The sequence below is a fragment of the Neobacillus sp. B24 genome (genome assembly GCF_055381825.1).
The window spans coordinates 3,904,717-3,931,114 of record NZ_AP035777.1 but is presented as its reverse complement, the minus strand read 5'-3'; the positions used below and the strand labels follow the sequence as shown (position 1 = coordinate 3,931,114).

Sequence of the window (26,398 nt, the reverse complement as noted above, 5' to 3'; positions counted from 1 at the left end):
TTTAATATGCATATTGAGTGTATTTATCCAAAAACTCGTCTACGATTCGTTTGTAATCGTCCGGATTTTCATCCAAAGCCGCGGCATGGACGCCATTTTCCGCAATATACAGCATTTTTGGGCCTTTCTTTTGTTGGAATAAATCATGGGTCATCGACGGCAGAATAAAATCATCTTCCTGGCTGTGAATAAATAAGACAGGATGTTTGATGTTTTCAATCACAGAAATAGGCGAAACGTGGCGGAACGAATACTTGTCACGCAGCCTTAGTAACGCGTCACCTATAGGCAGCAGCAACCCGGGGAATATTTTAAAATCCCGTTTAATGACATGGGAAAGCTGTTGTTTAAAATCGGAAAAAGGACAATCCGCAATATAAAAATTGGCACCGTCTTCGAGTAGACCCGCATATAGCAGCATCGTTGCCGCCCCCATCGAGACCCCGTGTATTCCAAGTTCCAGGTCTGGGCCTTTCTCCTGTTTCAGCCAGTCGACAACCGCCTTTAAATCAAACTTTTCATAATAGCCATAGCTCGTTGTTTTGCCCCCGGATTCGCCGTGGCGGCGATGGTCATAAATCAAAGTGTTGAAACCGCGCTCGAGGAACAGGTTCATATATTTTACCGAATTAATTTTGTTTTCCGTTACTCCGTGTGAAATAATCACATATCGGTTCGTCTGATGTGGTTCCACCAGCACAGCCTTAATGTTGTAGCCAAACGGCGAAGGAATCGTTACATCTCGTTTTGGAAGTGAGTCAAATTGGTCCGGCTGAAATCTGCCCGCCTCCTTTTCCCGGTTTAGAATAAAATCCTCATCCTTCTTTTTAATGTACATAATTCGGTTGGTAAAATAAATGCCGAGCACGAGCCAAAAAAATAGCACAATGAACAGGGTGCGAAATGCCTTTTTCAAAAATGGCACCTCCAAAGAATATTACATAAATTAACAAAATTAATTTTACCATAAGAAAAGCCGCTTATTCCAATGAGCGGCTTTAAACGTTCATTTATTGCTCCGAATTTTGGCGTTTTGTCGGATGGAGGGCTTTCTCCATTTCTTCAGCAGCCATCATCCGCTTGCCGCCTCCTGCTGAATCTGCATAGTTTTTCCCGGCCATACTGTTTCCTTTATCCCGTTTTTGGCTCATGAATAAAATCTCCCTTCAGTGGTCGTATCATCTAATAAGATGCTTAAACCTTCGGGGGATTATTCACGAAACCGTCCTGAGCATGCAGCCGAAAGTAACCGGTTTCAATTTCACGTGAAAGATGAGGGCGGACAATTTCTATTGCCTGGACCAGTTTTTGCAGGTCGACACCTGTTTCAATTCCCATTCGCTCGAGCATGTAAACAACATCCTCTGTTGCGACATTTCCGCTTGCACCAGGAGCGAATGGGCAGCCGCCAAGCCCGCCGGCTGACGTATCAAAGCGGTCAATTCCAGCCTGTAAGGCAGCCAGAATGTTGGCAAGGCCAAGTTTACGAGTATCATGGAAATGAGCAGTTATAAAAGTTTGGCTGAACTCGGCTTTTAATTTTGAAAAAAGTGAGTATGATTCGATCGGCACTGCCATTCCAATGGTATCGGCGACACTTAACTCATCAACCCCGGCACGGACAAATTCGCGGCACAGCTTTAAAGTGTCATCCTCGCTGATTTTTCCTTCATAAGGGCAATAAAATGCGGTCGAAATGCAGGCGCGGACAAAATAATTTTTTTGTTTAAGTTCTTGGATGATCGGCTTCAGTTCTGCGATACTGTCCTGAGTGGTTTTATTGATGTTTTTTAAATTAAAGCTGTTGCTAACCCCGACAAACAGTGCTACTGCTTTGCAATTGGTCGAGTAGATGCGGTCGATTCCTTTGCGGTTTGGAGCTAGAACAATATTTCTTGTCACGTCATCAAGGCTGTCTAAGACAATTTCTGCTGCATCGCCCATTTGCGGCACCCATTTCGGGGACACAAACGAGGTTAACTCCAACTCCTTTAACCCGGCGTCCCGTAATCCGGCAATAAACTTTTTCTTTATCTCAGTTGGGACGAATAATTTTTCATTTTGTAAGCCATCGCGTGGACCCACTTCAATTATAGTTACTTTTTTAGGCAATTTAAACATCAACGGCCCTCCTCGTGTATTCCTGTTTCCATTGTATTGGCGATAGATTCGAAAAAGCAAGAATAAAGGGAATTTTGCCAAAACTATGATACAATTATGAGGGTAACTATTTTACAAGGGGGAGAGCTGATGGGGCAAACAGAGGTAGTCATTGTCAGTGCTGTCAGAACGGCGCTCGGCAGTTTTAACGGCGGATTAAAAACTGTATCGGCACCAGAATTGGGTGCAACGGTTATCAAGGGAGCATTGGAGAAGGCGGGAATTAAGCCAGAACAAGTCGATGAAGTCATCATGGGGAATGTGCTGCAGGCAGGGCTTGGGCAAAATCCGGCAAGACAAGCGGCCATTAACGCGGGGATTCCTGAAAGCGTTTCATCCATGACGATTAATAAGGTTTGCGGCTCAGGATTGAAAGCAGTTCACCTTGCGGCTCAAGCGATTTTAGCAGGAGACGCGGAGGTTGTGGTTGCCGGCGGGATGGAAAATATGAGTCAGGCGCCATACATATTAAAGAATGCCCGCGAAGGCTTCCGGATGGGCGACCAAAAATTAGTCGACACGATGACGTCAGATGGTCTGACTTGTGTCTTTAACAATTACCATATGGGCGTCACCGCGGAAAATTTGGCGGAAAGATATTCGATTACACGCGAAGAGCAAGATCAGTTTTCGGCCTGGAGCCAGGAAAAAGCGGTAAAGGCGATTGAAGAAGGACGGTTTGAAGAGGAAATCGTCCCGGTTGTCATCCCGCAGCGTAAAGGCGACCCGGTTGTATTTAAAGTTGATGAGTATCCGAAAAAGGGAACAACTGTGGAAAAGTTAGCCGGGCTGCGTCCAGCATTTAAAAAGGATGGAACTGTTACAGCAGGGAACGCATCAGGGATTAACGATGGTGCCGCAGCAGTTGTCGTAATGAGTAAAGCAAAGGCGGAGGAATTGGGGTTAACGCCTTTGGTGACCATTAAGGCAAATGCAAGTGCCGGCGTCGATCCAAGTATTATGGGAATCGGGCCAGTGCCTGCAGTTAAGAAGGCATTGGAGAAGGCTTCCGTATCTCTTGAGGAAATACAATTGATTGAAGCCAATGAGGCATTTGCGGCACAATCACTAGCAGTGGACCGTGAGCTTCATTTTAATAAAGATATATTAAACGTTAACGGTGGCGCGATTGCTCTTGGGCACCCAATTGGTGCAAGTGGAGCACGGATTCTCGTAACTCTGATTCATGAAATGAAGCGGAGAAATGCCCGGTTAGGTCTGGCGACACTTTGCATCGGCGGCGGCCAGGGAGTCGCCACAGTCGTGGAATTAGGATAATTGAACATAAGGGCAGACTATCTTAAGGATAGCCTGCCTTTTTATTTATTTGCTATAATAAAAGAAAAAGGTAGTAAAAGGAGCGTCAAGGACCATGAAGAAAAAACAACAAAAAGCAAAACCGAAAAAGGACGATGCCCCTGTAACACTTAAGGATATGATCAATCCAGAATTAATAAAACAATTAAAGACCCAACAGGAGCAGCTTAAAGCCGAAGAGGAAAAAAGGAAAGAGGCTGAAGAGCAGCGGAAGCGGGAAGAAAGAAGATTAAAAGAGAAGAATAAATCGTTTGAAGAACTGTTAAATGAGAGTGGGATGAATTGGCGGGAGTTTAAATAGAGCCAAAAAGGAGAGCGAGGCTCTCCTTTACCTATGTTCCTGATATACATTAGTCTTGGTCAACTCTTTAATCAACATAACTTCTTTCTCTGTCAGTGCTGTGCTCCTCACTGCTGCTGCATTGCTCCGAATCTGTTCCACGCTGCTCGCTCCGGCCACAACCGAAGCAACTACAGGATTCGCCAGATTATATTGGAGAGCAACCTCGGTAAAAGAACGGCCTCGGCTCACTCTCTCTTTCAGCCTTGGCAATACATCACGCAATTCTTCGCAGCTATAGTCCAAATCCCCTTTCCCGGAAGCCTTGCCCAAAAGTTTATCACTCAACAGCCCCTTGGCCAGCGGCCCGCGGGTAACGACGCTCACACCGTGTTCGTCCAACAGCGGCAATGCCTCTTCCTCGGGACGACGGTCGAGGATGCTGTATTGCATCATCACGGAGACAATATGTGACTTTGCCACATACTCACGAATCACATTCGGGCGAATCGAGGATATCCCGTAATAACGGATGATCCCTTCGGAAACCAATTCCTCAAACGCTTCGATACTCTCATCAATCGGGTCCTCCATCGTGCCCCCGTGCAATTGATAGAGGTCAATATAATCGGTGCCAAGCCGTTTCAAGCTTTGTTTTACGGCCTCCTTGATATATGCCTTCGAAGGATCCCATGACCAGCCAGAACGGTCGTTCTTCCAGCGGTTTCCCACCTTCGTTGCAATAATGACTTGTTCGCGGACATTCTTTAACGCCTTCCCGACAAGTTCTTCATTCACCCCAAAATCATATAAATCAGCAGTATCAAAATAATTGATACCCTCCTCAAGAGCTGCTTCAATGATTCTCTGTGCTCTTCCCTCTTCAGTGCCAATCGACATGCAGCCGAGCCCGAGCTCACTTACATACAAATCTGATTGCCCCAATTTTCTCTTTTTCAAAAAAAATCACCCCGTTCTTTTTCTATTGTCCAGCTCCAGCACCCTACCGGCTAGTGTCCTTCGCTCTCCGCCCTACGATAAGTCAACATCGAATCGCCTCCGGCTCTTCGTTTTCCTTTATCTCAGTTGGAGTGCTCCACAAGGAAAGCTTCTTCAGCATTGGCATCGCACGAAGGAAAAGCGTTAGCTTTTTCGAGGAGGCCATACGCCGCTGACCAGGGCGCTTGCGCTTTTCTAATCATTTTAATCAAGAACAGGAAAGACTACAAACAGCAGGTCTTATTTTTTCGTAACATTGGCCATCCAATCGGATACTGTTTCAAATTTTTGATTATATTCCTTCAGTTTTTGCAGCACTTCCCAGCCTTTGCCGACCAGAACGATTCCCTTTTCATGCACATACACCTTCATCCATACCCCTCCAAATAAAGTATGGTAAAATGTATGACGGGAATGAACCGGACTAGAACAGGAGTTGACCAATAAATGAGCAAGCTTGAGGAAAAAACAATAAAGAGTGAAGAAATTTTTTCAGGAAAAATCGTCAGCCTGCACCTGCAGGAAGTCGAACTGCCAAATGGAAAAACGTCGAAACGAGAAATTATCAAGCATCCTGGGGCGGTAGCGATTATTGCTGTTACTAACGAGAATAAAATTATCATGGTCGAACAATACCGCAAAGCACTGGAGCGAACGATAGTCGAAATCCCAGCCGGAAAGCTGGAAAAAGGGGAAGAACCTGCCAGTTGCGCCCGCCGCGAGCTGGAGGAAGAGACAGGCTACGAATGTGAAAGTCTTGAGCTAGTGACCTCTTTTTATACCTCACCGGGCTTTGCCGATGAAATTGTCCACGTGTTTTTGGCAAAAGGTTTAACGGTAAAGGAAAATTCCGCTGCTCTGGATGAGGATGAATTCGTTAATTTGGAAGAGTTAACACTAGAAGAAGCACTGCAATATATTAAAGACCAGAGAATTTATGATGCCAAAACCATTTACGCTGTTCAGTACCTACAACTTCAAGAGGCGTTGAAAAAATAATGAATCGCTACTATGTCGATTTACATATTCATATCGGCCGGACTTGGACCGGCAAGCCTGTCAAGATTACAGGTGCTAAGTCACTGACATTTACCAATATCATTGAGCATGCCCGTCATGAAAAAGGACTTAATATGGTCGGGATCATTGACAGCCATTCGCCAGAAGTAATCTTGGAAATGGAGAGTCTGATTCAAAGCGGGGAAATTTACGAGCACGAAGACGGCGGACTGGTATTTGGTGATTTAACTGTCATTCCCGGGTCGGAGTTAGAAATTTACGATGAACAATGTAACGGCCCCATCCACCTGCTATGTTACTTTCCGACTCTTGCCATCATGCGAGAGTTTTCGAATTGGCTCTCGGCCCATCTGAAAAATATTCAGCTGAGTTCGCAGCGAGTCTATATTACTGGTTTAGTATTGCAAAAAAAAGTGAAAGAATTAGGAGGCATTTTTATCCCGGCACATGTGTTTACCCCATTTAAAAGCCTGTATGGAAAAGGGGTAAATAAGTCGCTTTCAGAAGTTCTTGACCCGAATCTGATTGACGGAATAGAACTTGGCCTAAGTTCTGACACAGAGATGGCCGATCAATTGGGAGAACTGCATAATTACACTTTTGTCACCAACTCTGATGCCCATTCGCTGGCCAAAATCGCTCGCGAATATCAGGTGGTGGCGATGCAGGAGCCAACTTTCAAGGAATTGCACAAAGCGCTAAAAGGGGAAGATGGCAGAAAAATCATTGCCAATTATGGCCTCGACCCGCTGCTCGGAAAATATCACAAAACGGTTTGTGCCAAGTGTTCCAATCAGACGAACGAGAACGATCAACTCTGCAGTCTGTGCGGCCATCCTAAAATCATTAAAGGAGTGGCCGACCGGATTCTCGAACTGAAAACCACGGATAGTGGCCGCCCTGACCGGCCTCCTTATGTTCATCAAGTGCCGCTGGAATTTATCCCCGGCCTTGGACCACGGTTACTGGGGAAATTGGTTGATCACTTTGGCAGTGAAATGGCAATATTGCACGAGGTACCGTTTGCAGCCTTGAAAGAGGTTGTCCCGGAAAAAATAGCAGCACTTATCATGCAGGCACGAGAAGGAAAAGTCCATTTGTCTGCCGGCGGCGGTGGAAAATACGGAAAAATTGCCGATCAATAGGATAAAACCCGACATTCAATGTGGATTGTCGGGTTTTTTGCTATCCAAATGAGACCCTGTCAGAAAATATCTGCGGATATTCACTACATATCCGCGAAACACAACAACATATCCGCGAAAAAATCATTTTATCCGCGAAAAATTAAATATATCTGCGAAAAACAGGCATATATCCGCGAACCACAAAATCTGCAGCAAAACCTCCACTCTAAATCTATCAAAAATTATTCATAGAAATACTAGAACGGCATAGAATGTAGTAACCATTGCAAAAACAGGAGGAACCGCCAAATGAAAAAACGTTTGTACCAGTCCAATGCCGCCAGTTATTTCCGTGAGCATTCCTCAATTTTCTTATTTATTATCGTGCTATTTTTTATGGGAGTTATTTTTGGGGCGATCGTTGTTAACAGCATGAGTTTTACCCAAAAAGAAGATTTATTCTACTATTTATCGCAATTTTTTGGACAAATTTCAGTTGAAAAAGCAGCGGAAAACAAGGATTTATTCTTACAGAGCTTTTTCCATAATAGCAAATTCATTGGGTTAATATGGATCCTTGGAATCTCGATTATCGGCCTCCCGGTGATTCTTATTCTCCTATTTTTAAAAGGAATGGTTGTAGGGTTTACGGTCGGATTTCTTGTCAGTCAAATGGGTTGGAAGGGATTTTCGCTGGCGATAGCTTCCGTCTTACCGCAGAACTTGATTATCATTCCCGTTTTCATCATTATGGCTGCATTGTCGGTTATTTTTTCAATTAGAATGATCAAAAAGCAGTTTATGAAAACATATGCCCAGCCGATGGTTCCTCTATTTAAGGGATACATTTTTGCCTTGATTGCCGCTATCATCTTTATTTCGGTGGCATCGGGCATTGAAGCGTACCTGTCGCCAGTGCTGATGAAAGCTATTCTTGGAACACCTTGATTATAGTAATTATTATATAATATAAATTATAGATTGTTATTTATAATAATTTTATTTTGACTCTCTTTTGTCATCTGTTATAATGAGAATTAACAGAGAGGCGAGGGAGGGACTTCAGGATGGAGACTAGAATCGAGAGAATAAAGAAACAATTGCATTCAGCCAGCTATAAATTGACGCCTCAGCGAGAAGCGACCGTCAGAGTCTTGCTGGAGAATGAAGAGGATCATTTGAGTGCCGAAGATGTGTACCTCCTAGTAAAAGAAAAATCGCCTGAAATTGGTTTGGCCACTGTGTACCGGACCTTGGAATTATTAACGGAATTAAAAATTGTCGATAAAATAAATTTTGGTGACGGGGTATCTCGCTACGACCTTAGACAGGAAGGGGCAGCCCATTTTCACCATCATCTTGTTTGCATAGAATGCGGTGCCGTTAGTGAAATTCAGGAGGATTTACTAGAGGATGTCGAAGCTATAGTTGAGAAAAAGTGGAATTTTAAAATAAAAGATCACCGCCTTACCTTTCATGGCATTTGCCACCGTTGCCAGGATAAAGGAAAAACGGAAGAATAATGACAGGTCAGTCCTTTTCGTGAAAAAGGGCTTTTCTTTTTTAAAAAATGAAACAAAACCCCCCGAATTAGCATGAATAAGGTATAAAACTTGTCCATTTTGGCATACCTTTTATTAATAGAAAGGTAGCAGGGGGATGTAATATGTTCTCTTTTTTAAAATTAATCTGGCAAACCTTAAAGGTTTTTATCATTTTCACCGGATGCACGATTCTTTTTTATTATGGTATCATGTGGGTATCAGAGGAATATCAAAACTACCATCGCTATGATGAACCGCAAGGATCGGCTGTGAAGGTTTCAAACGGCCTGGATGAAAAGGACTCTTCCTTGTTGGATCGGGTGATATTTTTTTATTTAAATGGGGAGTAAACAATGGAAGAACAAATAAATGGATTTATCCACTATTTACGGGTAGAACAAGAAAAAGCCCAAAATACAATTCTTTCGTATGAACGGGATTTAAAGGGGTATCTTCATTTCCTGAAATCGATAGAATCCAAACAAACGTGGAATGAGGTCCAGCGTGTTCATATCGTCCAATTTTTAAATCATTTAAAGGATAATGGAAAATCACCCAAGACCGTTGCAAGACATATTGCATCACTGCGGGCATTCCATCAATTTTTGTTAAGAACGAAAGGTGCAGACCATGACCCATCTGTTCAACTGGAGACACCACGAATGGAACGGGCGCTGCCAAAGGTATTAACCCTGACGGAAGTCGAAAGGTTATTGGACACGCCGCAAATAATTGACCATTACGGGATAAGGGATAAAGCGATGCTTGAATTGCTTTACGCAACGGGCATTCGCGTCAGTGAACTTATCGGAATCGACATTGACGATATCCATTTGGACATGGGCTTTGTCCGCTGCACCGGTAAGGCCAAAAAGGAGCGAATCATTCCGATAGGTCAAACAGCATCGCAAGCACTAAGGCGTTATTTGACGGAGAGCAGGCCGCTGTTCCAGACGAAAAACCATCAAGAACAAGGTTTATTTCTAAATCACCAGGGGAAACGATTGACACGGCAGGGATTCTGGAAAATCTTAAAGAAACTTGCGCTCGAAGCGGGGATTGACAATGACTTGACGCCTCATACGCTGCGCCACTCGTTTGCAGTCCATTTACTGGAAAATGGCGCCGACCTTCGGGCGGTTCAGGAAATGCTCGGTCATGCGGATATCTCTACCACACAAATTTATGCCAATGTCACAAAACTTCGATTAAAAGATGTTTACAATAAATTTCATCCACGTCCCTGATAGATTGATAGATTATCAGAATAATTCACGTAATTGTCAAAAGCTGCCTTAAAATAGGCGGCTTTTTTCTTGTATTTTTACAGTTATATAGTAAAATATAGATGTCAGACTTCTGACTTTACGCAAGTTGCATCCTGAGTTTAATCTATTTCTAAAAGGGCAACATATGGTTGTGTGATTTTTCTATTAACGAATGAAAACGGTATCAATTTTTGAAGGAGGAATCATAGAATGGCTTCAAATACATATAAACGCATTTTTATTATTGTTATGGACTCGGTAGGTATTGGTGAGGCCCCTGATGCGGAAAGATTTGGCGATAAAGGTGCGGATACGCTCGGTCATATAGCGGAACATATGAACGGCTTAAACATGCCGAACATGGGCAAATTGGGCTTAAGCAATATTCGCCAACTAAAGGGCATTGATAAGGCTGAAAAACCACTTGCATATTATACGAAAATGATGGAGGCATCCAACGGGAAAGATACGATGACAGGCCACTGGGAAATCATGGGGTTAAATATTCAAACTCCATTCCGCGTATTTCCTGAAGGGTTCCCGGATGAACTTCTTACTGAATTAGAACAGCGGACAGGCCGAAAAATTATCGGCAACAAACCGGCCAGCGGCACCGAAATCCTTGATGAACTTGGCGAAGAACATATGAAAACAGGGGCGTTAATTGTTTATACGTCTGCAGATTCAGTGCTGCAAATCGCTGCCCATGAGGAAATCGTACCACTTGAAGAGTTGTATGAGATTTGTAAGATTGCCCGCGAATTGACACTTGACGAGAAATATATGGTCGGCAGGGTGATTGCCCGTCCATTTGTTGGAGAACCGGGTAACTTCAAACGAACGCCAAATCGACATGACTATGCATTAAAGCCATTTGATCGAACAGTTATGAGCGAATTGAAAGATGCAGGGTTTGATGTGATTGCCATCGGGAAAATTTCCGATATTTATGACGGTGAAGGTGTGACGAAATCATTAAGAACTATCTCCAATATGGATGGCATGGATAAATTGGTTGAAACCTTTGACATGGACTTTACAGGAATAAGTTTCTTGAACTTGGTTGACTTTGATGCCATGTACGGACATCGCCGCGACCCGGAAGGATACGAGAAAGCATTGGAAGAATATGATGGAAGACTTCCTGAAGTATTTGAGAAAATGACGGAAGACGACCTGTTAATTATCACGGCCGACCACGGTAATGACCCTGTTGCACCGGGTACTGACCATACACGAGAATATGTTCCATTACTTGTTTACTCGAAGCGCATCACAGATGGCCATGAACTTTCATTAAGAGAAACCTTTGCTGATATTGGGGCAACTGTTGCCGACAATTTTAAAGTGAAAATGCCGAACTACGGCAAAAGCTTTTTATCGGAAATTGAATAAAGGGGGCGGGATTATGAATCTTGAAAAAATCCAAAATGGTGCACAGTTTTTGAAAGGGAAATATAATAATACACCGAAAATTGGCCTTATTCTAGGCTCTGGCCTTGGAGTACTGGCGGATGAAATCGAAAACCCGGTAAAAATACCTTACAACGAGATTCCGGATTTTCCAATTTCGACTGTTGAAGGTCATGCCGGACAGTTGGTTTTTGGCTTGTTGAATGGTGTAGAAGTTGTCGCGATGCAAGGCCGTTTCCATTTCTATGAAGGCTATTCAATGGAAAAAGTTACGTTCCCCGTTCGTGTTATGAAGGAACTCGGTGTTGAGATTTTAATTGTTACAAATGCTGCTGGCGGGGTAAATGAAAGTTTCGAGCCTGGGGATTTAATGATTATTACAGATCATATCAATAATATGGGAACCAATCCGCTGATTGGTCCAAATGATTCCAAACTGGGAGTTCGTTTTCCGGACATGTCTGAAGCGTATACAAGGGAATTGCGTACGTTGGCCAAGACAATAGCTTCCAGCTTAAATATTGATGTGAAAGAAGGCATTTATTTTGGCAATCCTGGACCGGTTTATGAAACACCGGCTGAAATCCGGATGATTCGTGGTCTTGGTGGTGATGCCGTCGGGATGTCAACGGTGCCGGAGGTCATCGTCGCCCGCCATAGCGGAATGAAGGTCCTTGGGATTTCCTGTATTTCTAATATGGCTGCAGGAATTCTGGATCAGCCATTAACCCATGATGAAGTGATGGAAACAACCGAAAAGGTAAAAGCCAATTTCCTTCTCTATGTAAAAGAAATTGTCAAGAGCTTGCGTAATCGAAAATTGTGATGATAAAGTGGTGAATAAACATGAGAATGGTCGATTTAATTGAGAAAAAACGTGATGGACATGAACTAACAACAGAAGAAATTAACTACATTATTAAAGGGTATACGGAAGGTTCGATTCCGGATTATCAGGTAAGTGCATTTACGATGGCGGTTGTTTTTCGTGGCATGACCGAAAAAGAACGGGCCGACATTACGATGGCGATGGTGGAATCCGGCGATCAAATTAATTTATCACAAATTGAAGGGATTAAAGTTGATAAGCATTCAACTGGCGGTGTCGGTGATACAACTACACTCGTCCTGGGACCGCTTGTTGCTGCGGCAGGGGTCCCTGTCGCGAAAATGTCTGGCCGAGGCCTCGGTCATACCGGAGGAACAATTGATAAATTGGAATCGGTTGCTGGCTTCCACGTTGAAATTGATAATAATGAATTTATTGAGCTCGTAAATAAAAATAAAATTGCCGTAATTGGTCAGAGCGGTAATTTGACTCCAGCCGATAAAAAGCTTTATTCCTTGCGTGATGTCACCGGAACGGTTGAAAGCATTCCGTTAATTGCCAGCTCCATCATGAGTAAAAAAATTGCTGCGGGTGCTGATGCTATCGTACTTGATGTAAAAACAGGCGCTGGCGCTTTTATGAAAACACTGGAGGATTCACGTGAATTGGCCCATGCGATGGTTCGTATCGGCAACAATGTTGGCCGCCGGACAATGGCTGTTATTTCGGATATGAGCCAGCCGCTAGGATTTGCAATCGGAAATGCCTTAGAGGTAAAGGAAGCAATAGATACGTTAAAAGGGGAAGGTCCTGAAGATTTAACCGAGCTTTGTTTGACGCTTGGCAGTCACATGGTATTCTTGGCACAGAAGGCAGGCTCGCTTAAAGAAGCACGCGCTATACTTGAACAGGCCATTAAAGATGGCTCAGCCCTTGAAAAGTTGAAGGTTTTCTTAAGCTCTCAAGGCGGTGATGCTTCGGTTGTGGATGATCCGTCCAAGCTGCCACAGGCAAAATTCACCTTTGAATTGGAAGCAAAAGAAGATGGCTTTGTAGCTGAAATCATCGCTGATGAAGTAGGAACGGCTGCCATGCTGCTTGGTGCTGGTAGAGCAACTAAAGAATCAGTGATTGATTTGGCTGTAGGCCTTGTATTAAGAAAGAAAATTGGCGACAAGGTGAAAAAAGGCGATTCTCTCGTCACCATCTACAGCAACTTCGAAGATGTCAACGAAGTAAAAGCAAAGCTGTATGAAAATATTAAAATCTCAGCATCCAAGATTGAAGCGCCAATTCTTATTCACGAGGAAATAACTGAATAAATTTTAAGTTAAAGTTGGTGTCAGGCACCCTGTGAAATTTTCACATGGTCCCCTGACACCATTTTTTATTTTGTTTTACAGGTAATATTTGTATAAAGTTATTAAATTTGGAAAAAATGTGGCTATAAAGAATGGAGGGTTATGCGAGTGAAAAGAATAGCTTATTTAATTGTGACATTATTATTATTTACAAGTTTCGGTGCGCCTTCTGTTTTGGCTGCCGAAGAGAAAAAGAAAGAAGAAAACAAAACTGCCGAGATTGTCACCGATGTCCGATCCGCAGTTTTAATTGAAAGAGATACAGGAAAAGTGCTCTATGAGAAAAACAGCCAGGAAAAACTACCGCCAGCGAGTATGACCAAAGTAATGACCATGCTGCTAATCATGGAAGCTATAGATGAAGGGAAACTAAACTGGGATACAAAAATCCGCACTAGTGAACATGCAGCCTCCATGGGCGGTTCGCAAATCTTCCTTGAACCTGGTGAAGAAATGACCGCCAAGGAAATGATGCAGGGGATTGCCATTGGTTCGGGTAATGATGCTTCTGTTGCGATGGCTGAACATCTCGCAGGTTCAGAGGAAGCCTTTATCGACATGATGAACGCAAAAGTAAAAGAACTTGGCTTGAAAAATACGGTTTTTAAAAACCCAACTGGATTGCCTGAAAGCGGTCACTATAGCTCCGCACATGATATGGCGATTATGGCAAAAGAACTCTTAAAATATGAAGACATTACGAAGTTTACCGGCATGTATGAATCTTACCTCCGTGAAAATACGGATAAAAAATTCTGGCTGGTGAACACGAATAAATTAGTTCGTTTTTATCCAGGAGTTGACGGATTAAAAACAGGCTTCACGGCTGAGGCAAAATATTGCCTAACAGCAACAGCACAAAAAGATGGTATGCGCGTGATTGCTGTAGTTTTTGGTGCACCAACATCCAAGGAACGCAATGCCCAAGTGACGAAAATGCTTAATTATGCTTTCGCCCAATATCAGACCCATCCAATGTTAAAACGAAACCAGGCAATTGGTGAGGCGAAAGTGAGCAAGGGCCAAGATAAAAGAGTAACGGCCCTAACGAGCGAGCCGCTGTCTCTGTTGACTAAAAAGGGTGAAAAAGTTTCTGATGTTGAACAAAAGATCTCTCTTAAGAAGAATCTGAAAGCCCCAATCAAAAAAGGCGATCAGGTTGGAACGATTAAATTGATTAAGAACGGAAATGTACTTCTCGAAAGTCCGCTGGTTGCCAGCAAGGATATCAAAGAAGCGGGCTGGTGGACACTTTATAAACGTTCATTCGGTATGTTTACGAAAGCGGGGAAATGATTGTCTAGCTTCAAAAGGAAAGCTTCGGCAGCATAAGCATCGCACGACTAAAAGCGATAGCTTTTAGGAGGAGCGCCTAAGGGTCGGGGTCATAAGCCAATCCGTCAAGAGGGCTAAAAAGCAGCCTTCCAGCCGGCTCGTCTTATGCTTGTCGCCCCTGGTCAAGGCGCTTCCGCTTTTCGATTTGTCGAATACTAGAGCAGTTTCACTACTTTTAGCGAAAAACAACTAGTTTTGTTTCCAGAGAAGGAGATTAACTGAGTTGAGGCGAATTGACTCACTATACCAGATTAAGGAGGACGGAGATAGTGAGTCTTAACATTGAATTTGAAACAAAGCATGACGTATTATGCATTCGTTTAAGCGGTGAATTGGATCACCACACAGCGGATGAATTGCGTGAAAAAGCTACTGCACTAATAGAAGAAAATGAAATTCGTCATATTGTCTTGAATCTGGAAGGCCTCTCTTTTATGGACAGCTCTGGGCTAGGCGTTATTCTAGGAAGATACAAGCAGATTAAGCAGGTACACGGCGAAATGGTCGTTTGTGCAATTTCCCCGGCAGTGCAAAGGTTATTCGATATGTCCGGTTTATTTAAGATTATTAAAATGGAACCGAATGAAGAATTTGCGTTGCAAAGATTGGGGGTTGCCTAAGATGAAGAATGAAATGAGTCTTCAATTTCGTGCATTAAGTCAGAATGAATCGTTTGCCCGTGTAACCGTTGCCGCTTTTATTGCCCAGCTGGATCCGACAATGGATGAGCTGACAGAAATCAAAACGGTTGTTTCGGAAGCCGTAACCAACGCCATTATTCACGGTTATGATAACGATGCAAATGGGATTGTGTATATATCGGTAGCCATTGAGGACAATGTCATAGATTTATCAATCCAAGATCGAGGAATCGGAATTATTGATGTGGAGGAAGCTCGTCAGCCATTATTTACAACAAAGCCGGAACTAGAGAGATCCGGAATGGGTTTCACTATCATGGAAAACTTTATGGATGAGGTAGAGGTTCTCACACAACCTGGCAGCGGAACCGAGGTCAGACTACGAAAGCATTTAAAATCCAGCAAAATGCTTTGCAATTAAGGAGACTTGCCAATGGATGTGGAGGTCAAGAACGACAAAAATCAGACGTTTCTAAAGGATCACGAAGTCAAAGAGCTTATCCAAAGAAGCCAAGCAGGAGACCAGGAAGCAAGGGATTCGATCGTTGAAAAAAATATGCGGCTCGTCTGGTCTGTTGTACAAAGGTTTCTGAACAGAGGATACGACCCTGATGATTTATTTCAAATTGGTTGTATTGGTCTGTTAAAATCAGTTGATAAGTTTGACCTTTCCTATGATGTGAAATTTTCCACCTATGCTGTTCCGATGATTATCGGGGAAATCCAACGATTTATTCGTGATGATGGAACGGTAAAGGTGAGCCGGTCATTGAAAGAAATGGGAAACAAAATCCGCAAAGCCAAGGATGAATTATCCAAAACACTGGGAAGAATCCCAACTGTCAACGAAATTTCCGAGTATCTGGAGCTTTCGCCTGAGGATGTCATTCTCGCCCAAGAGGCTAGTCGGACACCGTCATCGATTCATGAAACTGTTTATGAAAATGATGGCGACCCTATTACCCTTTTAGATCAAATTGATGACGGCAATGATGGAAAATGGTTCGATAAAATTGCCTTAAAAGAAGCCATCCGCGAGTTGGATGAGCGGGAGAGGCTGATTGTTTATTTGCGGTATTATAAGGATCAAACCCAATCTGAAGTAGCCGTCCGGCTTGGTATTTCACAAGTTCAAGTCTCAAGGCTAGAGAAAAAGATACTGCAGCAAATGAAGGATCGAATGGATCTCTAATCCATTTGGTCCTTTTTCTTTGTTAAATTTTTTCATAAAAACACACGTTTTACCCATACTAGATATACGTGAAAACTTTGTGTGGGAAGTGGATGTTTTGGAAATGACGATATACATTCGCATGAGGAATCGTGTTCAAGCCCCGCCAAACGGAATCGTATTATTAAAGGATGCCGCACAAATTATTGCGCCGGAATCCATTCTCCCTTACTTGGAAACCTTGAAGATCCACCAATTAGCTGAGAGAGACGGAAATATTGTTATCATTGATATCATGAAGGTCATTCGCTTGATCACGAAAGACTTTAATGAAATTGAGGTGCAAACTATTGGTCCGGCACAAACCATTATTGAAGTAGTAACAAAGAAAAAGGGAGTTTCGATTCCTTTTTTTCTTTTAATATGGTTCCTGCTCTTTTTCGGTTCAGCTATGACCCTGATGAATTTTCATGATGATGTCAGTATGAGAAGTGTCCAAGAAAAAATATACACAATCATCACAGGTAAACATGATGCCAAGCCGTTATTGTTTCAAATCCCTTACTCCATTGGTCTGGGTCTTGGAATGATCTTATTTTTTAATCATGTATTTAAAAAGCGAATTAATGATGAGCCAAGTCCGCTTGAGGTTGAGATGTTTAATTATCAAATGGATTTAGATAACTACGTAATTTTACATGAAAATAAAGAAAGTATGAAGCGTGTTCATGACGATTAAAATTTTGGCCGTTATTTTTCTAGGTTTGGCAAGCGGATTGGCAGTTGGTTCGGGATTTGTTGCATTTCTGACAGTCCTCGGTGTGATCCCCAGATTGACACAGTTGTCGAAAACGATGAAGATGATTCATCAATACGAATGGGGAGTCGTCATTGGGGCATTAACAGGGGTTTGGGCAAGTCTGAGGGATCCTGAGCTCGGGATTTCCGCATATTTTTTAATCCCGCTTGGATTGACCGGTGGTGTATTCGTTGGCATGCTGGCCGCAGGCCTCACAGAAGCATTGAATGTCTTTCCAATTTTAGCGAAACGAATTAACTTAGATGGTAAAATTGTCATTTTAATTATGGCCATGGTGCTGGGTAAGATATTCGGTTCGATTTTTCAATGGATGTTTTTCATTCATCATTGAATCCCCCTTGAAAGGAACATGACCATATGAACACTCTTAGAGATGTCATTTTAGTTACTGATGGTGATGAATACACAAAAAGGGTATTAGAGCAGGTAGCCAAAAGAGTAGGCGGCCGGTGTATATCTGCTTCCAAGGGTAATCCATCCAAATTATCCGGACCCGAGCTCGTTACCTTAATAAAAGAGGCGCCATATGACCCCGTTTTGGTAATGTTTGATGATAGCGGCATTATTGGGGAAGGTGCCGGTGAACAAGCTCTTAAATATGTGGCATCGCATGAAGAGATTAATGTCCTCGGTATTGTGGCAGTAGCAGCAAAAACAAGAAATGCAGAATGGACGAAAGTTGATGTCAGCATTGACCGTGAAGGGGAGATTACGCCTTTTGGTGTAGATAAATATGGTATAGCTGAATTGGAAATTGGCAGAATAAATGGAGATACTGTCTACTGTCTGGATCAATTAAACGTTCCAATCGTTGTAGGAATTGGGGATGTTGGCAAGATGTCTAGAAGAGATTCCTGTGAACATGGGTCACCGATTACGGAGAAAGCAGTAGAACTTATCCTTGAAAGGAGTGGTTATTTTGACTGAGAAACCGGTGCAGCAATGGCCGATCCCGGAATCAGTGCATGAAACTGAAAATTATATGAAGCAGCGTGTTGGTCTCGGGATAAGTTTTGATTTCGGTATTCGTAAATTATCCATATTAAAAAAGGAAGTTCATATATATTATGTAAATGGCTTGTGCGATACGATGTATATTATTCAACTAATGAAAGAGTTAGTTGGAATCAATAATAAAGAGAAATTATCGACCGATTTATTTAAAATCCTTGAAAATAAGCTGGTGAATCAATCCGTTGAAAAGGTAGAAACCCTCGACAAAGTGGTGGAACAGGTACTTTCCGGCTTAATCGCGATTGTCGTGGAGGGGGAAAGTACTGCATTCGTTATTGATGTGCGGAGCTATCCTGGACGGGGCCCGCAGGAGCCGGATACGGAAAAGGTTGTCAGAGGATCGCGCGATGGATATGTTGAAAATATTATCTTAAACACTGCGTTAACAAGAAGGAGGATTCGGGACGAGCGGCTCCGTTTTGAAATGCTCAAAGTAGGAAAACGCTCCAAAACAGATGTGTCCCTCGGCTATTTACAGGATGTTGCCGACCCAGATTTGCTCAATATTCTTCGTAAAGAATTAAGAGCCATTAATACGGATGGAATCCCGATGGCGGATAAAACGCTTGAAGAATTTATTGTCAAGCAAGGATGGAATCCATTCCCAATTGTGAGATATACGGAACGGGCAGATGTTGCAGCAGCCCATATATTAGAGGGGCATGTCGTGATTTTTTGTGACACCTCACCAAGTGTTATTATTACACCAACTACATATTTTCATCATGTTCAGCATGCGGAGGAGTTCCGTGAAGCGCCTGCGATGGGGACTTTTGTCCGCTGGACCCGTTTTTTGGGTGTGTTCGCCTCGATCTTCTTATTGCCATTTTGGCTGTTGATGGTCCTTGAGCCATCGCTGCTTCCAGCTAAGCTGGAGTTTATCGGTCCTAACAAGGAAACAAATATTCCACTGATTGTTCAGTTGTTTTTGGCAGATTTTGGGCTTGAGTTTTTACGGATGGCCGCGATTCATACCCCGACACCGCTGTCAACAGCAATGGGTTTAATTGCTGCAGTGTTGATTGGGCAGATTGCGATTGACGTTGGCCTGTTTGTTCCCGAGGTCATTCTTTATGTCGCGGTGGCCGGGATAGGCACCTTTACCACCCCAAGTTATGAGCTTAGTGTTGCCAATAAAATTGCCCGAATGGGGTTAATGCTCTTGGTGGCATTTTTCCACGCGCCTGGGTTTATAATCGGAACCACGGTTCTGTTTATCTTCCTTGTTCGGATGCGTGCACTCAATACACCTTATTTGTGGCCATTTCTTCCGTTCGAGCCAAAAGGATTTTTGCAAATTGTTATTCGCCGTGCCGTTCCGGGGTCCTTCCTCAGACCGAGCATTGTTCACCCGAGAAACCGCTACCGGCAGCCACCTAATTAAAAGTGCGGCTGCTGATGTAGAACAAGCTGCTTATCAAAAAAAATTGCACAATAATGATAGGTGTGCTACAGTAATTTTAATTAAATTAAGAATTTCGAAAGTCAAAATAGGCAGTTTCTTTTGCGGATTCTGTCTATTTGTTTATTATTTTTTTGATTGTCTACATAAACTGTAGTGAGTCGTTACGGAGAGAGGGAAAGGAATGTATTTTTACGGGACAACAGGAGTAAATAAAGTTGGGCATTTGGAAATTGGCGGTGTTGATGCTGTCAGTTTAGCAAAGGAATATGGAACACCCTTGTATGTTTACGACGTGGCACTGATACGAGAGAGGGCAAGAGGCTTTAAGCAAGCATTCCAGGAGGAAAATGTCAAGGCGCAGGTAGCATACGCGAGTAAAGCATTTTCCACTGTAGCCATGGTCCAACTTGCTGAAGAAGAAGGATTATCCCTTGATGTTGTTTCAGGCGGTGAATTATATACGGCTATACAAGCCGGTTTTCCATCAGAAAGAATTCATTTTCATGGGAACAATAAAAGCAGAGAAGAATTGGAAATGGCACTACAGCATCAAATCGGCTGTATTGTAATTGATAATTTTTACGAAATTGATCTATTAAAAACAATTTGTATTGAAAAAAAGGTAAAGGCGAATATCCTGCTGAGGGTTACACCTGGAATTGAGGCCCATACCCATGATTATATCTTAACAGGTCAAGAGGATTCGAAATTTGGCTTTGATTTGCAAAATGGCCAGGCAGAACAAGCATTAGTAGATGTGCTGTCCTTTGAATTTTTCCAAGTACTGGGGCTTCATTGCCATATTGGTTCGCAAATTTTTGAAACAACAGGGTTTCTGCTTGCAGCTCAAAAAATTGTTGAGAAGCTGGCAGAATGGAAGAAAAATATAGACTTTGAAGCAACTGTGTTGAATTTGGGCGGTGGATTTGGCATTCGCTACACAAAAGAGGATGAGCCAATTTCTCCATCACAATATGTTCGTGAAATTATTAAAGAGGTTAAAAACTTGACCCAGCAGCAGGAAATGGCAATGCCGGAAATTTGGATTGAACCAGGCCGATCACTTGTCGGCGATGCTGGGATTACCCTATACAAACCTGGTTCCTCCAAAGAGGTTCCCGGTGTGCGCAAGTATTTGGCGGTTGATGGCGGAATGAGCGATAACATCCGGCCAGCACTGTACCAAGCCAAATATGAAGCGGTTTTGGCCAACCGGCCGCTCGCTCAGACAAAAGAAACAGTATCAATTGCCGGCAAATGCTGTGAATCCGGGGATATGTTGATTTGGGATCTGCCATTGCCGGAAACAGGGGAAGATGATATTCTGGCAGTGTTCTGCACCGGTGCCTATGGATATTCGATGGCAAACAATTACAATCGCTTGCCGCGCCCAGCTGTTGTCTTTGTTGAAAACGGAACATCCATCCTTGTTGTCAAACGGGAAACATATGAAGATTTGGTAAGGTTCGACCTGCCGTTAAAATAAGCTGCCGCATCAATTGCGGCAGCTTTTTCCTTTATGAGAACATCGCCTTTATTGTATCTATTAGCCAAATGAAGAATTGCTTGACTTTTTCCAAGAATCCTTGCCCTTCTTCTGATGACAGGAATTTGGAAATGCGGTCCTTGGCCTTGTTTAATTGGTCACTGACTTGATTCCAGTCAATGTCCAAGCCCTTTAACTTATTAAATAAGTCAATCAGCCGTTGTATTTCCTCTTCGCTCAGCTGAACATTTAATTCTTTTGCCTTCTCTTCGATAATTCTCCTCAGCTCTTCATCGTTTTTTGGTTTGTTCTTGGCAATTTCCTCTTTCACCTTGGCGATTAATGCTGCCGCATTATCTGCACCAATCGAATCGCCAAGCTTCGCTGTTTCAACCATCTCCTGATTGGCTGCCTGTTTTACCTCTTCTGGAATCGTTTTATCTGCTGAAATTTCGTATGCCTTAATAATCCCCGTCAAGGCTGCCGTACCGGAAACTGCGATTGGGGCAGTTACATAAATATCTGCATCCTTCACCCCAGCTGTAATCAAGGCATTTACATACATTTCATCGGTTACCCAATTGATATTTTTTGTTTTGACGGTGATTCCCGAACCTTTTGCACCAGCAGTTATCGCTGATGAGGAGATCGCTTTAGTTCCAATCAACGATTTCGCCACATATTTTCCCAAGTATTGATGTTCTTCTTGATTTGAAACGGTGACAATCTGGACATCCTTTGGTGCACCCATCTCTGACAGGAGGTTGTTTTTTTGTTCCGCGGTTAGGTTTTCCCCCAACGTTACTATCATATCGCCCTCGGCCATATCCGCAAAACTGCGGGCTGGGGCCACAAATAAAAGCACAGCCATTAATAAAATCAATATCCTCTTCATGTTTGCCTCCTAATATTTTGTATAAAAAAATTAATGCTCTTATATATATTAACCGATTCCATTAATATTAACGAAAAAAACCATTTAGAAGTTTCGTAGATTGGGAAATGTCGGATAACAGAGGAATAAATCGAACATGGATTAATTTTATATTTTGGTGTAGAATGTAGGACAAGCAAGCATTTTATATGGGGGATATACATGGGGAAGAGCAATTGGATTTTATTTGGTGTGCTGATCGGGATGGCTATTATTTGGGGAATCATTTACTGGATGTTTATTGCGCCAGGACGATGAAAACATTTAGCATTGCTGATTGTCATTTTATTCGGTATGATTGTCTAGTGAACAAGAATTTTTCACCTACATATAATAATTACATATTTACAAGAAAAAATATACTAACGTTAAACTGCTTTATCGGTTTATTTAGCTAAGCTTCGCACGCATAAATTCAACTACGCCTGTTGAACCGTCCTTACGGACTTGCCAGTCGGCGAGTTTACATTTATATAATGAGGGATCTGTATGTTAATTCGTTATAAGAAAACATTCGAAAAGATTGCCATGGGCTTAATGTCGTTTATGCCAACAGAAAAGGATTTAAAAAAATTGCAGCAAACGATGAAGGATTATGAAGCAGACCAAAGCTGGCAGCTGTTTCTATGGAAAGAAGAAGACATTATCGGCCTAATTGGTGTCATTTATCATCAGGACCGGAATACTTTTGAAGTGCAGCATATTTCCGTCAATCCCTCACACCGTTTCCAAGGAGTAGGAAAAAAGATGGTAAAGGCCCTTAAGGAAATGTTTCCGGATAAGAACATTATCTCTAATGAACATACAGCAGCATTTATCGAAAAATGTGATGTTTGTTAACCAATACCAAAAGGCAGCGAATAAAAATTAATTATTCGCTGCCTTTTTTGTTGCTATTGCTTTGTTTCTCTCTTCAATTACACTGGAGCGGTCCCTTAGTTTATGGCGATGCACAAGTCCATTGTTGGATAAATCACTTTCATTTCCCCATACAATCCCCTGTTCTTCACATATATCGGAGCATTGTTTCAATAACAAAGGATCACTGATTGGTAAAGAAAAGCTGCGATAAGGAATACTAGCTTGAATTTCTTCCAATCGCTGTGTTACCAAACTAAACAGTTGGTGAGATTCCAGCCCTACGGCCGATAATGATTTGGTATTTTGCTCAAATATTTTTTCTGCTTTCTCCAATGTACGTTTCGCTCCGGAAAAATTGCCGCGCCGATGATGATAAGCAGAAACGGCCAATAAAATCAGTCCAACCCAGATCGATTCTTTGTTTTTGGGCTCTGTTTGTTTCCAATATTCTTCGAGAATTTCATGGCATTCAAAATAATCCCGATCGCCATGGAAATGGATTAAATATTGAATATAATCATTTGGGTACAACTAATTCCCCCCTGACGTAATGTTTAGCTACAGTGTAACATATTTGCTGATTTTTTTATGAAGAACTCTATTTAAAAAAATAAAAGACCCGCCATTTTTGGCAGGTCTTTATCCATCTACAGGTTTGTCATGTTAATCGACTTCTAAGGGTTATTACCAAACCCAAGAAGCACCAACGATAATTAACAAAATGAACAATACAACAATTAGCGCAAATCCGCCTCCAAAACCTGCTACACCATCAGACATATAAATTACCTCCTAAAAAGTTTATTGTCTTTACTCTGCCATCATATGTATTGAATTTGTCCAATGTTATAGGCATTTGTCCGATGTACAGGAAAATAGGGGATTCAATAAATTTCTATTGGAAACAAAAATTTAATCCACTATACTATTAATAGTCAATTTAAATAGGAATTTTGGTGAATATTAATGCCTTATCAGGTTAAGATAGATGCGTTTGAGGGGCCGCTGGATTTGCTGCTCCATTTGATTAATCGGTTAGAAATCGATATTTATGATATACCCGTTGCCCAAATTACAGAACAATATTTCATATATATTCATACAATGAACGATTTGAAACTTGATGTTGCCAGTGAGTACTTGGTGATGGCCGCGACTTTGCTGGCAATCAAGAGTAAAATGCTCCTTCCTAAGCATGAAGAAACCGATCAGGAGACAGACCCAGATATTGCTTTTGAAGAGGATCCTCGGGATGAACTGGTGGAGCGGTTGATTGAATATCGAAAGTACAAGGAAGCAGCCCATGATTTGAAAACAATGGAGGAAGAGCGCGGCTTAATGTTTACGAAACCTCCAAGCGATTTGTCCGATTATGCCAAGGAAGCCCAGCCGGTTAAGGCGGAGTTAAATGTTTCCCTTTACGATATGTTAGCTGCTTTTCAAAAATTATTACGCAGGAAAAAGCTGCAGCGGCCGATGGCGACAAAAATCGCCCGTCAAGAAATTTCCATTGAAACAAGAATGACGGAAATTATGACTGAACTAAAACAACTGAAAGGGCGGACAAATTTCAATGAATTATTTCCGTATCCGTCAAAGGATCATATTGTTGTTACCTTTTTGGCGATATTGGAATTAATGAAGAGAAAAGAAGTGGATGTCCAACAACAAGAGAATTTTAGTGATATCTTTATAGAGGCTGTAACGGAAGGAGCAAATCACTATGGCAATTATTAATTGGAGCAGCATTCTCGAAAGCTTGCTGTTTGCGGCGGGTGATGAAGGCCTCTCGCTTAAACAAATTGTAGAGGTTATGGAAGTGAACGAGATACAGGCAATCGAAATCATCGATTCCTTAACAGCAGAATATCAAAACAATGAAAATCGCGGAATTATGATTGTTCAGTTAGCCGGCCATTATCAGCTTGCTACAAAAAAAGAGAACGCCGGCTACCTAAAAAAGCTGGTTGACTCCCCGCATACTACAAATTTATCTCAAGCTGCACTAGAAACATTGGCGATTGTCGCCTATAAACAGCCGATTACCCGGACTGAAATTGAGGAAATTCGCGGTGTCAAAACCGAAAGGCCATTAAACACGCTGATGGCCAAAGCATTGATTAAAGAAGTGGGACGGGCCGAAGGAACAGGTCGGGCTTATTTATACGGTACGACGAAAGAGTTTCTTGATTATTTTGGCCTCAAAAATTTAGAAGAACTTCCGGCACTTCCAGAAAAGCCTGATGAAGAATACGTACAAGAGGAAGCAGACTTGTTTTTTGAAAAATTTCAAGAAACAATGAACTCATAAATCATACAGAATCAAGAAAATATGGTAAGATTAAGCTGTCAATTGGTAAACACACATCCATGAAAGGCAGAGCATGTCAATAAGGAGCTGGATTATTTTGCTGATTAAAGAATGCAAAGGGTATGAATTGGAGAAAGAAAAATCTAATACATCAGAGGATTTTTTTAACAGAAGTGAAATTACGTTTGTTGAAGATGGTACGGAGAAAACATTACATGTTTTATATGTAAGATATTTTGATCAAATCTTCCCTGAGTTTACTCCCTATCAAGAGGATCCTATTTTTGTCCAGGATGGGAATGAAGTACTCTTCAAAGACATTGTTGCCCTTGTTTGTCTGTTGAAAAATCCGGGTCTACGCGCCCGCAAACGTTTATATATTAATTCTAAACAAGAATTTGCAGCCTATTTCCGGGATATTAATTTTTCTAAGCTGCCGGAAATAATTTCAAGCCTACAGCAAAAAAATGAGTATGAGCTTAGATCGCCGCTTGAGTTTATTATGCAGCCGCAATAATGTTGCAAATTCGGAGGGAGACAAATGGGGAATACGTTAGTTGAAACACAAGTTCAGGATGTAAAAAGCTTTTTAGCCAAAACCACGGCTGTCATTGAAGAGTTCTTAAATGAAACCAGACTATCAGATTTAAGCCTCGAAAGCGAAGAAGATACCACCTATCACAAATTGATTTTTTCCAACTTGCGGAGGCTGCTTGTCTATAGTGAAGAAGGCTATGAAGCCTGCAAGGTCATCTTGCAAAATGAGCCTTTCCCAAAAAGTGCTGCCGAAAAAACATTATATAAAATTTTTCATCAATGCATCGAAGAGTTTTTCTCACCTAAAAATGATGCCTGGTTTGAAAATAGCCGTTCCGCTTATACCGGTCGGAATGCGATTAAGTTCTTTCGAAATGTCTCTGAACAAATCGTCCAATTGCTTAAAGGTTTGGAAGGAGAGTTTCAACGTATCAGAGAAGAACTGGAGTATTATGAAACAGACTATTGGACCAAAATGGCCCAATCAAAATAAAAGAATGCAGCAGCTGTCTCCCTTGGAGGCGGCTTTTTCTTTTGTTCTTAATGTAACCATTGTGTCATACCA

The 26,398-nt window shown here is 42.1% G+C and carries 33 protein-coding genes; 25 read left to right on the top strand and 8 right to left on the bottom strand.

The genetic code is table 11. From position 1 onward, the window contains the following. Window position 1 precedes the first annotated feature (1 nt). From ACZ43M_RS19485 to ACZ43M_RS19475, 3 genes are all read right to left on the bottom strand, one after another. Window positions 2–916 (bottom strand): alpha/beta hydrolase, encoded by a 915-nt coding sequence (locus ACZ43M_RS19485; RefSeq protein WP_464504171.1) that lies wholly within the window; start codon window positions 914–916, stop codon window positions 2–4. Between the two features lie 94 nt (window positions 917–1,010). After that, a complete protein-coding gene (locus ACZ43M_RS19480; protein ID WP_464504170.1) occupies window positions 1,011–1,151 on the bottom strand; it encodes a hypothetical protein in 141 nt (46 codons plus the stop codon). A gap of 43 nt (window positions 1,152–1,194) precedes the next feature. Next, window positions 1,195–2,121, bottom strand: a complete 927-nt coding sequence (locus tag ACZ43M_RS19475) for a hydroxymethylglutaryl-CoA lyase (protein ID WP_464504169.1) — start codon at window positions 2,119–2,121, stop codon at window positions 1,195–1,197. Window positions 2,122–2,250: 129 nt separating this feature from the next. Here ACZ43M_RS19475 and ACZ43M_RS19470 point away from each other — a divergent pair, with 129 nt between their 5' ends. Both ACZ43M_RS19470 and ACZ43M_RS19465 read left to right on the top strand, forming a co-directional pair. Beyond that, window positions 2,251–3,438 (top strand): acetyl-CoA C-acetyltransferase, encoded by a 1,188-nt coding sequence (locus ACZ43M_RS19470; protein ID WP_464504168.1) that lies wholly within the window; start codon window positions 2,251–2,253, stop codon window positions 3,436–3,438. Between the two features lie 94 nt (window positions 3,439–3,532). Next, on the top strand, window positions 3,533–3,778 hold the full coding sequence (locus tag ACZ43M_RS19465) for a YqkE family protein (protein ID WP_464504167.1): 246 nt from the start codon (window positions 3,533–3,535) through the stop codon (window positions 3,776–3,778). A gap of 27 nt (window positions 3,779–3,805) precedes the next feature. On the opposite strand, the gene ACZ43M_RS19460 is transcribed toward ACZ43M_RS19465, so the two are convergent. Both ACZ43M_RS19460 and mciZ read right to left on the bottom strand, forming a co-directional pair. After that, window positions 3,806–4,717, bottom strand: a complete 912-nt coding sequence (locus ACZ43M_RS19460) for an aldo/keto reductase (protein WP_464504166.1) — start codon at window positions 4,715–4,717, stop codon at window positions 3,806–3,808. 279 nt (window positions 4,718–4,996) lie between these two features. Continuing rightward, complete coding sequence (gene mciZ / locus ACZ43M_RS19455; RefSeq protein ID WP_464504165.1) at window positions 4,997–5,128, bottom strand: Z-ring formation inhibitor MciZ; 132 nt, start codon at window positions 5,126–5,128, stop codon at window positions 4,997–4,999. 75 nt (window positions 5,129–5,203) lie between these two features. Here mciZ and ACZ43M_RS19450 point away from each other — a divergent pair, with 75 nt between their 5' ends. The 18 genes from ACZ43M_RS19450 (at window position 5,204) to lysA (ending at window position 21,190) form a co-directional block, all read left to right on the top strand. Further along, entirely contained in the window at window positions 5,204–5,755 is a 552-nt protein-coding gene (locus tag ACZ43M_RS19450) for an NUDIX hydrolase (RefSeq protein WP_464504164.1), read from the top strand. Then, on the top strand, window positions 5,755–6,921 hold the full coding sequence (locus ACZ43M_RS19445; protein WP_464504163.1) for an endonuclease Q family protein: 1,167 nt from the start codon (window positions 5,755–5,757) through the stop codon (window positions 6,919–6,921). The genes ACZ43M_RS19450 and ACZ43M_RS19445 overlap by 1 nt, the downstream gene beginning before the upstream one ends. Window positions 6,922–7,212: 291 nt before the next feature. Next, complete coding sequence (gene spoIIM, locus ACZ43M_RS19440) at window positions 7,213–7,851, top strand: stage II sporulation protein M (protein ID WP_464504162.1); 639 nt, start codon at window positions 7,213–7,215, stop codon at window positions 7,849–7,851. A gap of 119 nt (window positions 7,852–7,970) precedes the next feature. Then, on the top strand, window positions 7,971–8,426 hold the full coding sequence (gene fur, locus ACZ43M_RS19435) for a ferric iron uptake transcriptional regulator (protein WP_464504161.1): 456 nt from the start codon (window positions 7,971–7,973) through the stop codon (window positions 8,424–8,426). Window positions 8,427–8,569: 143 nt separating this feature from the next. Further along, complete coding sequence (locus ACZ43M_RS19430) at window positions 8,570–8,797, top strand: YqzK family protein (RefSeq protein WP_464504160.1); 228 nt, start codon at window positions 8,570–8,572, stop codon at window positions 8,795–8,797. 3 nt (window positions 8,798–8,800) lie between these two features. Beyond that, on the top strand, window positions 8,801–9,694 hold the full coding sequence (xerD, locus tag ACZ43M_RS19425) for a site-specific tyrosine recombinase XerD (protein WP_464504159.1): 894 nt from the start codon (window positions 8,801–8,803) through the stop codon (window positions 9,692–9,694). A gap of 231 nt (window positions 9,695–9,925) precedes the next feature. Then, the gene (gene deoB, locus ACZ43M_RS19420; RefSeq protein WP_464504158.1) at window positions 9,926–11,110 is read left to right on the top strand and encodes a phosphopentomutase; all 1,185 of its coding nucleotides are present in this window, start codon (window positions 9,926–9,928) and stop codon (window positions 11,108–11,110) included. Window positions 11,111–11,123: 13 nt separating this feature from the next. Further along, window positions 11,124–11,954 carry a purine-nucleoside phosphorylase gene (locus tag ACZ43M_RS19415; RefSeq protein WP_464504157.1) on the top strand — a complete coding sequence of 277 codons (831 nt, stop codon included), beginning with the start codon at window positions 11,124–11,126 and terminating at the stop codon, window positions 11,952–11,954. A 20-nt stretch (window positions 11,955–11,974) separates the two neighbouring features. Continuing rightward, on the top strand, window positions 11,975–13,279 hold the full coding sequence (locus ACZ43M_RS19410) for a pyrimidine-nucleoside phosphorylase (protein WP_464504156.1): 1,305 nt from the start codon (window positions 11,975–11,977) through the stop codon (window positions 13,277–13,279). A gap of 156 nt (window positions 13,280–13,435) precedes the next feature. Then, the gene (locus ACZ43M_RS19405) at window positions 13,436–14,614 is read left to right on the top strand and encodes a D-alanyl-D-alanine carboxypeptidase family protein (protein ID WP_464508070.1); all 1,179 of its coding nucleotides are present in this window, start codon (window positions 13,436–13,438) and stop codon (window positions 14,612–14,614) included. A gap of 308 nt (window positions 14,615–14,922) precedes the next feature. Then, on the top strand, window positions 14,923–15,273 hold the full coding sequence (gene spoIIAA, locus ACZ43M_RS19400) for an anti-sigma F factor antagonist (RefSeq protein ID WP_464504155.1): 351 nt from the start codon (window positions 14,923–14,925) through the stop codon (window positions 15,271–15,273). A 1-nt stretch (window position 15,274) separates the two neighbouring features. Beyond that, entirely contained in the window at window positions 15,275–15,715 is a 441-nt protein-coding gene (gene spoIIAB, locus ACZ43M_RS19395) for an anti-sigma F factor (protein ID WP_464504154.1), read from the top strand. A gap of 12 nt (window positions 15,716–15,727) precedes the next feature. Then, window positions 15,728–16,486: an RNA polymerase sporulation sigma factor SigF gene (sigF, locus tag ACZ43M_RS19390; protein ID WP_464504153.1), complete on the top strand. Its 759-nt coding sequence runs from the start codon at window positions 15,728–15,730 to the stop codon at window positions 16,484–16,486. 97 nt (window positions 16,487–16,583) lie between these two features. Next, window positions 16,584–17,204: a stage V sporulation protein AA gene (locus ACZ43M_RS19385; protein WP_464504152.1), complete on the top strand. Its 621-nt coding sequence runs from the start codon at window positions 16,584–16,586 to the stop codon at window positions 17,202–17,204. Further along, window positions 17,194–17,616, top strand: coding sequence for a stage V sporulation protein AB (locus ACZ43M_RS19380; protein ID WP_464504151.1), 423 nt, complete (start codon window positions 17,194–17,196; stop codon window positions 17,614–17,616). The genes ACZ43M_RS19385 and ACZ43M_RS19380 overlap by 11 nt, the downstream gene beginning before the upstream one ends. A gap of 26 nt (window positions 17,617–17,642) precedes the next feature. After that, on the top strand, window positions 17,643–18,212 hold the full coding sequence (spoVAEA, locus tag ACZ43M_RS19375; protein WP_464504150.1) for a stage V sporulation protein SpoVABEA: 570 nt from the start codon (window positions 17,643–17,645) through the stop codon (window positions 18,210–18,212). Then, window positions 18,202–19,683, top strand: a complete 1,482-nt coding sequence (locus ACZ43M_RS19370; RefSeq protein ID WP_464508069.1) for a spore germination protein — start codon at window positions 18,202–18,204, stop codon at window positions 19,681–19,683. Before spoVAEA ends, ACZ43M_RS19370 begins: the two co-directional genes overlap by 11 nt. Before the next feature lie 202 nt (window positions 19,684–19,885). Continuing rightward, on the top strand, window positions 19,886–21,190 hold the full coding sequence (gene lysA, locus ACZ43M_RS19365) for a diaminopimelate decarboxylase (RefSeq protein WP_464504149.1): 1,305 nt from the start codon (window positions 19,886–19,888) through the stop codon (window positions 21,188–21,190). 31 nt (window positions 21,191–21,221) lie between these two features. On the opposite strand, the gene ACZ43M_RS19360 is transcribed toward lysA, so the two are convergent. Continuing rightward, window positions 21,222–22,085, bottom strand: a complete 864-nt coding sequence (locus tag ACZ43M_RS19360) for a DUF1002 domain-containing protein (RefSeq protein ID WP_464504148.1) — start codon at window positions 22,083–22,085, stop codon at window positions 21,222–21,224. A 528-nt stretch (window positions 22,086–22,613) separates the two neighbouring features. Between ACZ43M_RS19360 and ACZ43M_RS19355 the strand changes: the two genes are divergently transcribed. Then, the gene (locus ACZ43M_RS19355; protein ID WP_464504147.1) at window positions 22,614–22,964 is read left to right on the top strand and encodes a GNAT family N-acetyltransferase; all 351 of its coding nucleotides are present in this window, start codon (window positions 22,614–22,616) and stop codon (window positions 22,962–22,964) included. 27 nt (window positions 22,965–22,991) lie between these two features. On the opposite strand, the gene ACZ43M_RS19350 is transcribed toward ACZ43M_RS19355, so the two are convergent. Both ACZ43M_RS19350 and ACZ43M_RS19345 read right to left on the bottom strand, forming a co-directional pair. Beyond that, window positions 22,992–23,516 carry a DUF309 domain-containing protein gene (locus ACZ43M_RS19350; protein WP_464504146.1) on the bottom strand — a complete coding sequence of 175 codons (525 nt, stop codon included), beginning with the start codon at window positions 23,514–23,516 and terminating at the stop codon, window positions 22,992–22,994. Window positions 23,517–23,669: 153 nt separating this feature from the next. After that, entirely contained in the window at window positions 23,670–23,765 is a 96-nt protein-coding gene (locus tag ACZ43M_RS19345; RefSeq protein WP_464504145.1) for a YjcZ family sporulation protein, read from the bottom strand. Between the two features lie 186 nt (window positions 23,766–23,951). Between ACZ43M_RS19345 and ACZ43M_RS19340 the strand changes: the two genes are divergently transcribed. From ACZ43M_RS19340 to ACZ43M_RS19325, 4 genes are all read left to right on the top strand, one after another. Next, a complete protein-coding gene (locus ACZ43M_RS19340) occupies window positions 23,952–24,722 on the top strand; it encodes a segregation/condensation protein A (protein WP_464504144.1) in 771 nt (256 codons plus the stop codon). Then, the gene (gene scpB / locus ACZ43M_RS19335) at window positions 24,709–25,296 is read left to right on the top strand and encodes an SMC-Scp complex subunit ScpB (RefSeq protein ID WP_464504143.1); all 588 of its coding nucleotides are present in this window, start codon (window positions 24,709–24,711) and stop codon (window positions 25,294–25,296) included. The genes ACZ43M_RS19340 and scpB overlap by 14 nt, the downstream gene beginning before the upstream one ends. Window positions 25,297–25,393: 97 nt before the next feature. Further along, entirely contained in the window at window positions 25,394–25,813 is a 420-nt protein-coding gene (locus ACZ43M_RS19330; protein WP_464504142.1) for a hypothetical protein, read from the top strand. A 24-nt stretch (window positions 25,814–25,837) separates the two neighbouring features. Continuing rightward, on the top strand, window positions 25,838–26,326 hold the full coding sequence (locus tag ACZ43M_RS19325; RefSeq protein WP_464504141.1) for a YpuI family protein: 489 nt from the start codon (window positions 25,838–25,840) through the stop codon (window positions 26,324–26,326). The last annotated feature ends 72 nt before the right edge of the window (window positions 26,327–26,398 follow it).

What these genes read in the sequence shown, in the direction of transcription:
- ACZ43M_RS19480 (WP_464504170.1), bottom strand. Translation starts at nt 1,151, where the DNA reads ATGAGCCAAAAACGGGATAAAGGAAACAGTATGGCCGGGAAAAACTAT.
- ACZ43M_RS19475 (WP_464504169.1), bottom strand. Translation starts at nt 2,121, where the DNA reads ATGTTTAAATTGCCTAAAAAAGTAACTATAATTGAAGTGGGTCCACGC.
- ACZ43M_RS19470 (WP_464504168.1), top strand. Translation starts at nt 2,251, where the DNA reads ATGGGGCAAACAGAGGTAGTCATTGTCAGTGCTGTCAGAACGGCGCTC.
- ACZ43M_RS19465 (WP_464504167.1), top strand. Translation starts at nt 3,533, where the DNA reads ATGAAGAAAAAACAACAAAAAGCAAAACCGAAAAAGGACGATGCCCCT.
- mciZ (WP_464504165.1), bottom strand. Translation starts at nt 5,128, where the DNA reads ATGAAGGTGTATGTGCATGAAAAGGGAATCGTTCTGGTCGGCAAAGGC.
- ACZ43M_RS19450 (WP_464504164.1), top strand. Translation starts at nt 5,204, where the DNA reads ATGAGCAAGCTTGAGGAAAAAACAATAAAGAGTGAAGAAATTTTTTCA.
- ACZ43M_RS19445 (WP_464504163.1), top strand. Translation starts at nt 5,755, where the DNA reads ATGAATCGCTACTATGTCGATTTACATATTCATATCGGCCGGACTTGG.
- spoIIM (WP_464504162.1), top strand. Translation starts at nt 7,213, where the DNA reads ATGAAAAAACGTTTGTACCAGTCCAATGCCGCCAGTTATTTCCGTGAG.
- fur (WP_464504161.1), top strand. Translation starts at nt 7,971, where the DNA reads ATGGAGACTAGAATCGAGAGAATAAAGAAACAATTGCATTCAGCCAGC.
- ACZ43M_RS19430 (WP_464504160.1), top strand. Translation starts at nt 8,570, where the DNA reads ATGTTCTCTTTTTTAAAATTAATCTGGCAAACCTTAAAGGTTTTTATC.
- xerD (WP_464504159.1), top strand. Translation starts at nt 8,801, where the DNA reads ATGGAAGAACAAATAAATGGATTTATCCACTATTTACGGGTAGAACAA.
- deoB (WP_464504158.1), top strand. Translation starts at nt 9,926, where the DNA reads ATGGCTTCAAATACATATAAACGCATTTTTATTATTGTTATGGACTCG.
- ACZ43M_RS19415 (WP_464504157.1), top strand. Translation starts at nt 11,124, where the DNA reads ATGAATCTTGAAAAAATCCAAAATGGTGCACAGTTTTTGAAAGGGAAA.
- ACZ43M_RS19410 (WP_464504156.1), top strand. Translation starts at nt 11,975, where the DNA reads ATGAGAATGGTCGATTTAATTGAGAAAAAACGTGATGGACATGAACTA.
- spoIIAB (WP_464504154.1), top strand. Translation starts at nt 15,275, where the DNA reads ATGAAGAATGAAATGAGTCTTCAATTTCGTGCATTAAGTCAGAATGAA.
- sigF (WP_464504153.1), top strand. Translation starts at nt 15,728, where the DNA reads ATGGATGTGGAGGTCAAGAACGACAAAAATCAGACGTTTCTAAAGGAT.
- ACZ43M_RS19380 (WP_464504151.1), top strand. Translation starts at nt 17,194, where the DNA reads ATGACGATTAAAATTTTGGCCGTTATTTTTCTAGGTTTGGCAAGCGGA.
- spoVAEA (WP_464504150.1), top strand. Translation starts at nt 17,643, where the DNA reads ATGAACACTCTTAGAGATGTCATTTTAGTTACTGATGGTGATGAATAC.
- lysA (WP_464504149.1), top strand. Translation starts at nt 19,886, where the DNA reads ATGTATTTTTACGGGACAACAGGAGTAAATAAAGTTGGGCATTTGGAA.
- ACZ43M_RS19360 (WP_464504148.1), bottom strand. Translation starts at nt 22,085, where the DNA reads ATGAAGAGGATATTGATTTTATTAATGGCTGTGCTTTTATTTGTGGCC.
- ACZ43M_RS19355 (WP_464504147.1), top strand. Translation starts at nt 22,614, where the DNA reads ATGTTAATTCGTTATAAGAAAACATTCGAAAAGATTGCCATGGGCTTA.
- ACZ43M_RS19345 (WP_464504145.1), bottom strand. Translation starts at nt 23,765, where the DNA reads ATGTCTGATGGTGTAGCAGGTTTTGGAGGCGGATTTGCGCTAATTGTT.
- ACZ43M_RS19340 (WP_464504144.1), top strand. Translation starts at nt 23,952, where the DNA reads ATGCCTTATCAGGTTAAGATAGATGCGTTTGAGGGGCCGCTGGATTTG.
- scpB (WP_464504143.1), top strand. Translation starts at nt 24,709, where the DNA reads ATGGCAATTATTAATTGGAGCAGCATTCTCGAAAGCTTGCTGTTTGCG.
- ACZ43M_RS19325 (WP_464504141.1), top strand. Translation starts at nt 25,838, where the DNA reads ATGGGGAATACGTTAGTTGAAACACAAGTTCAGGATGTAAAAAGCTTT.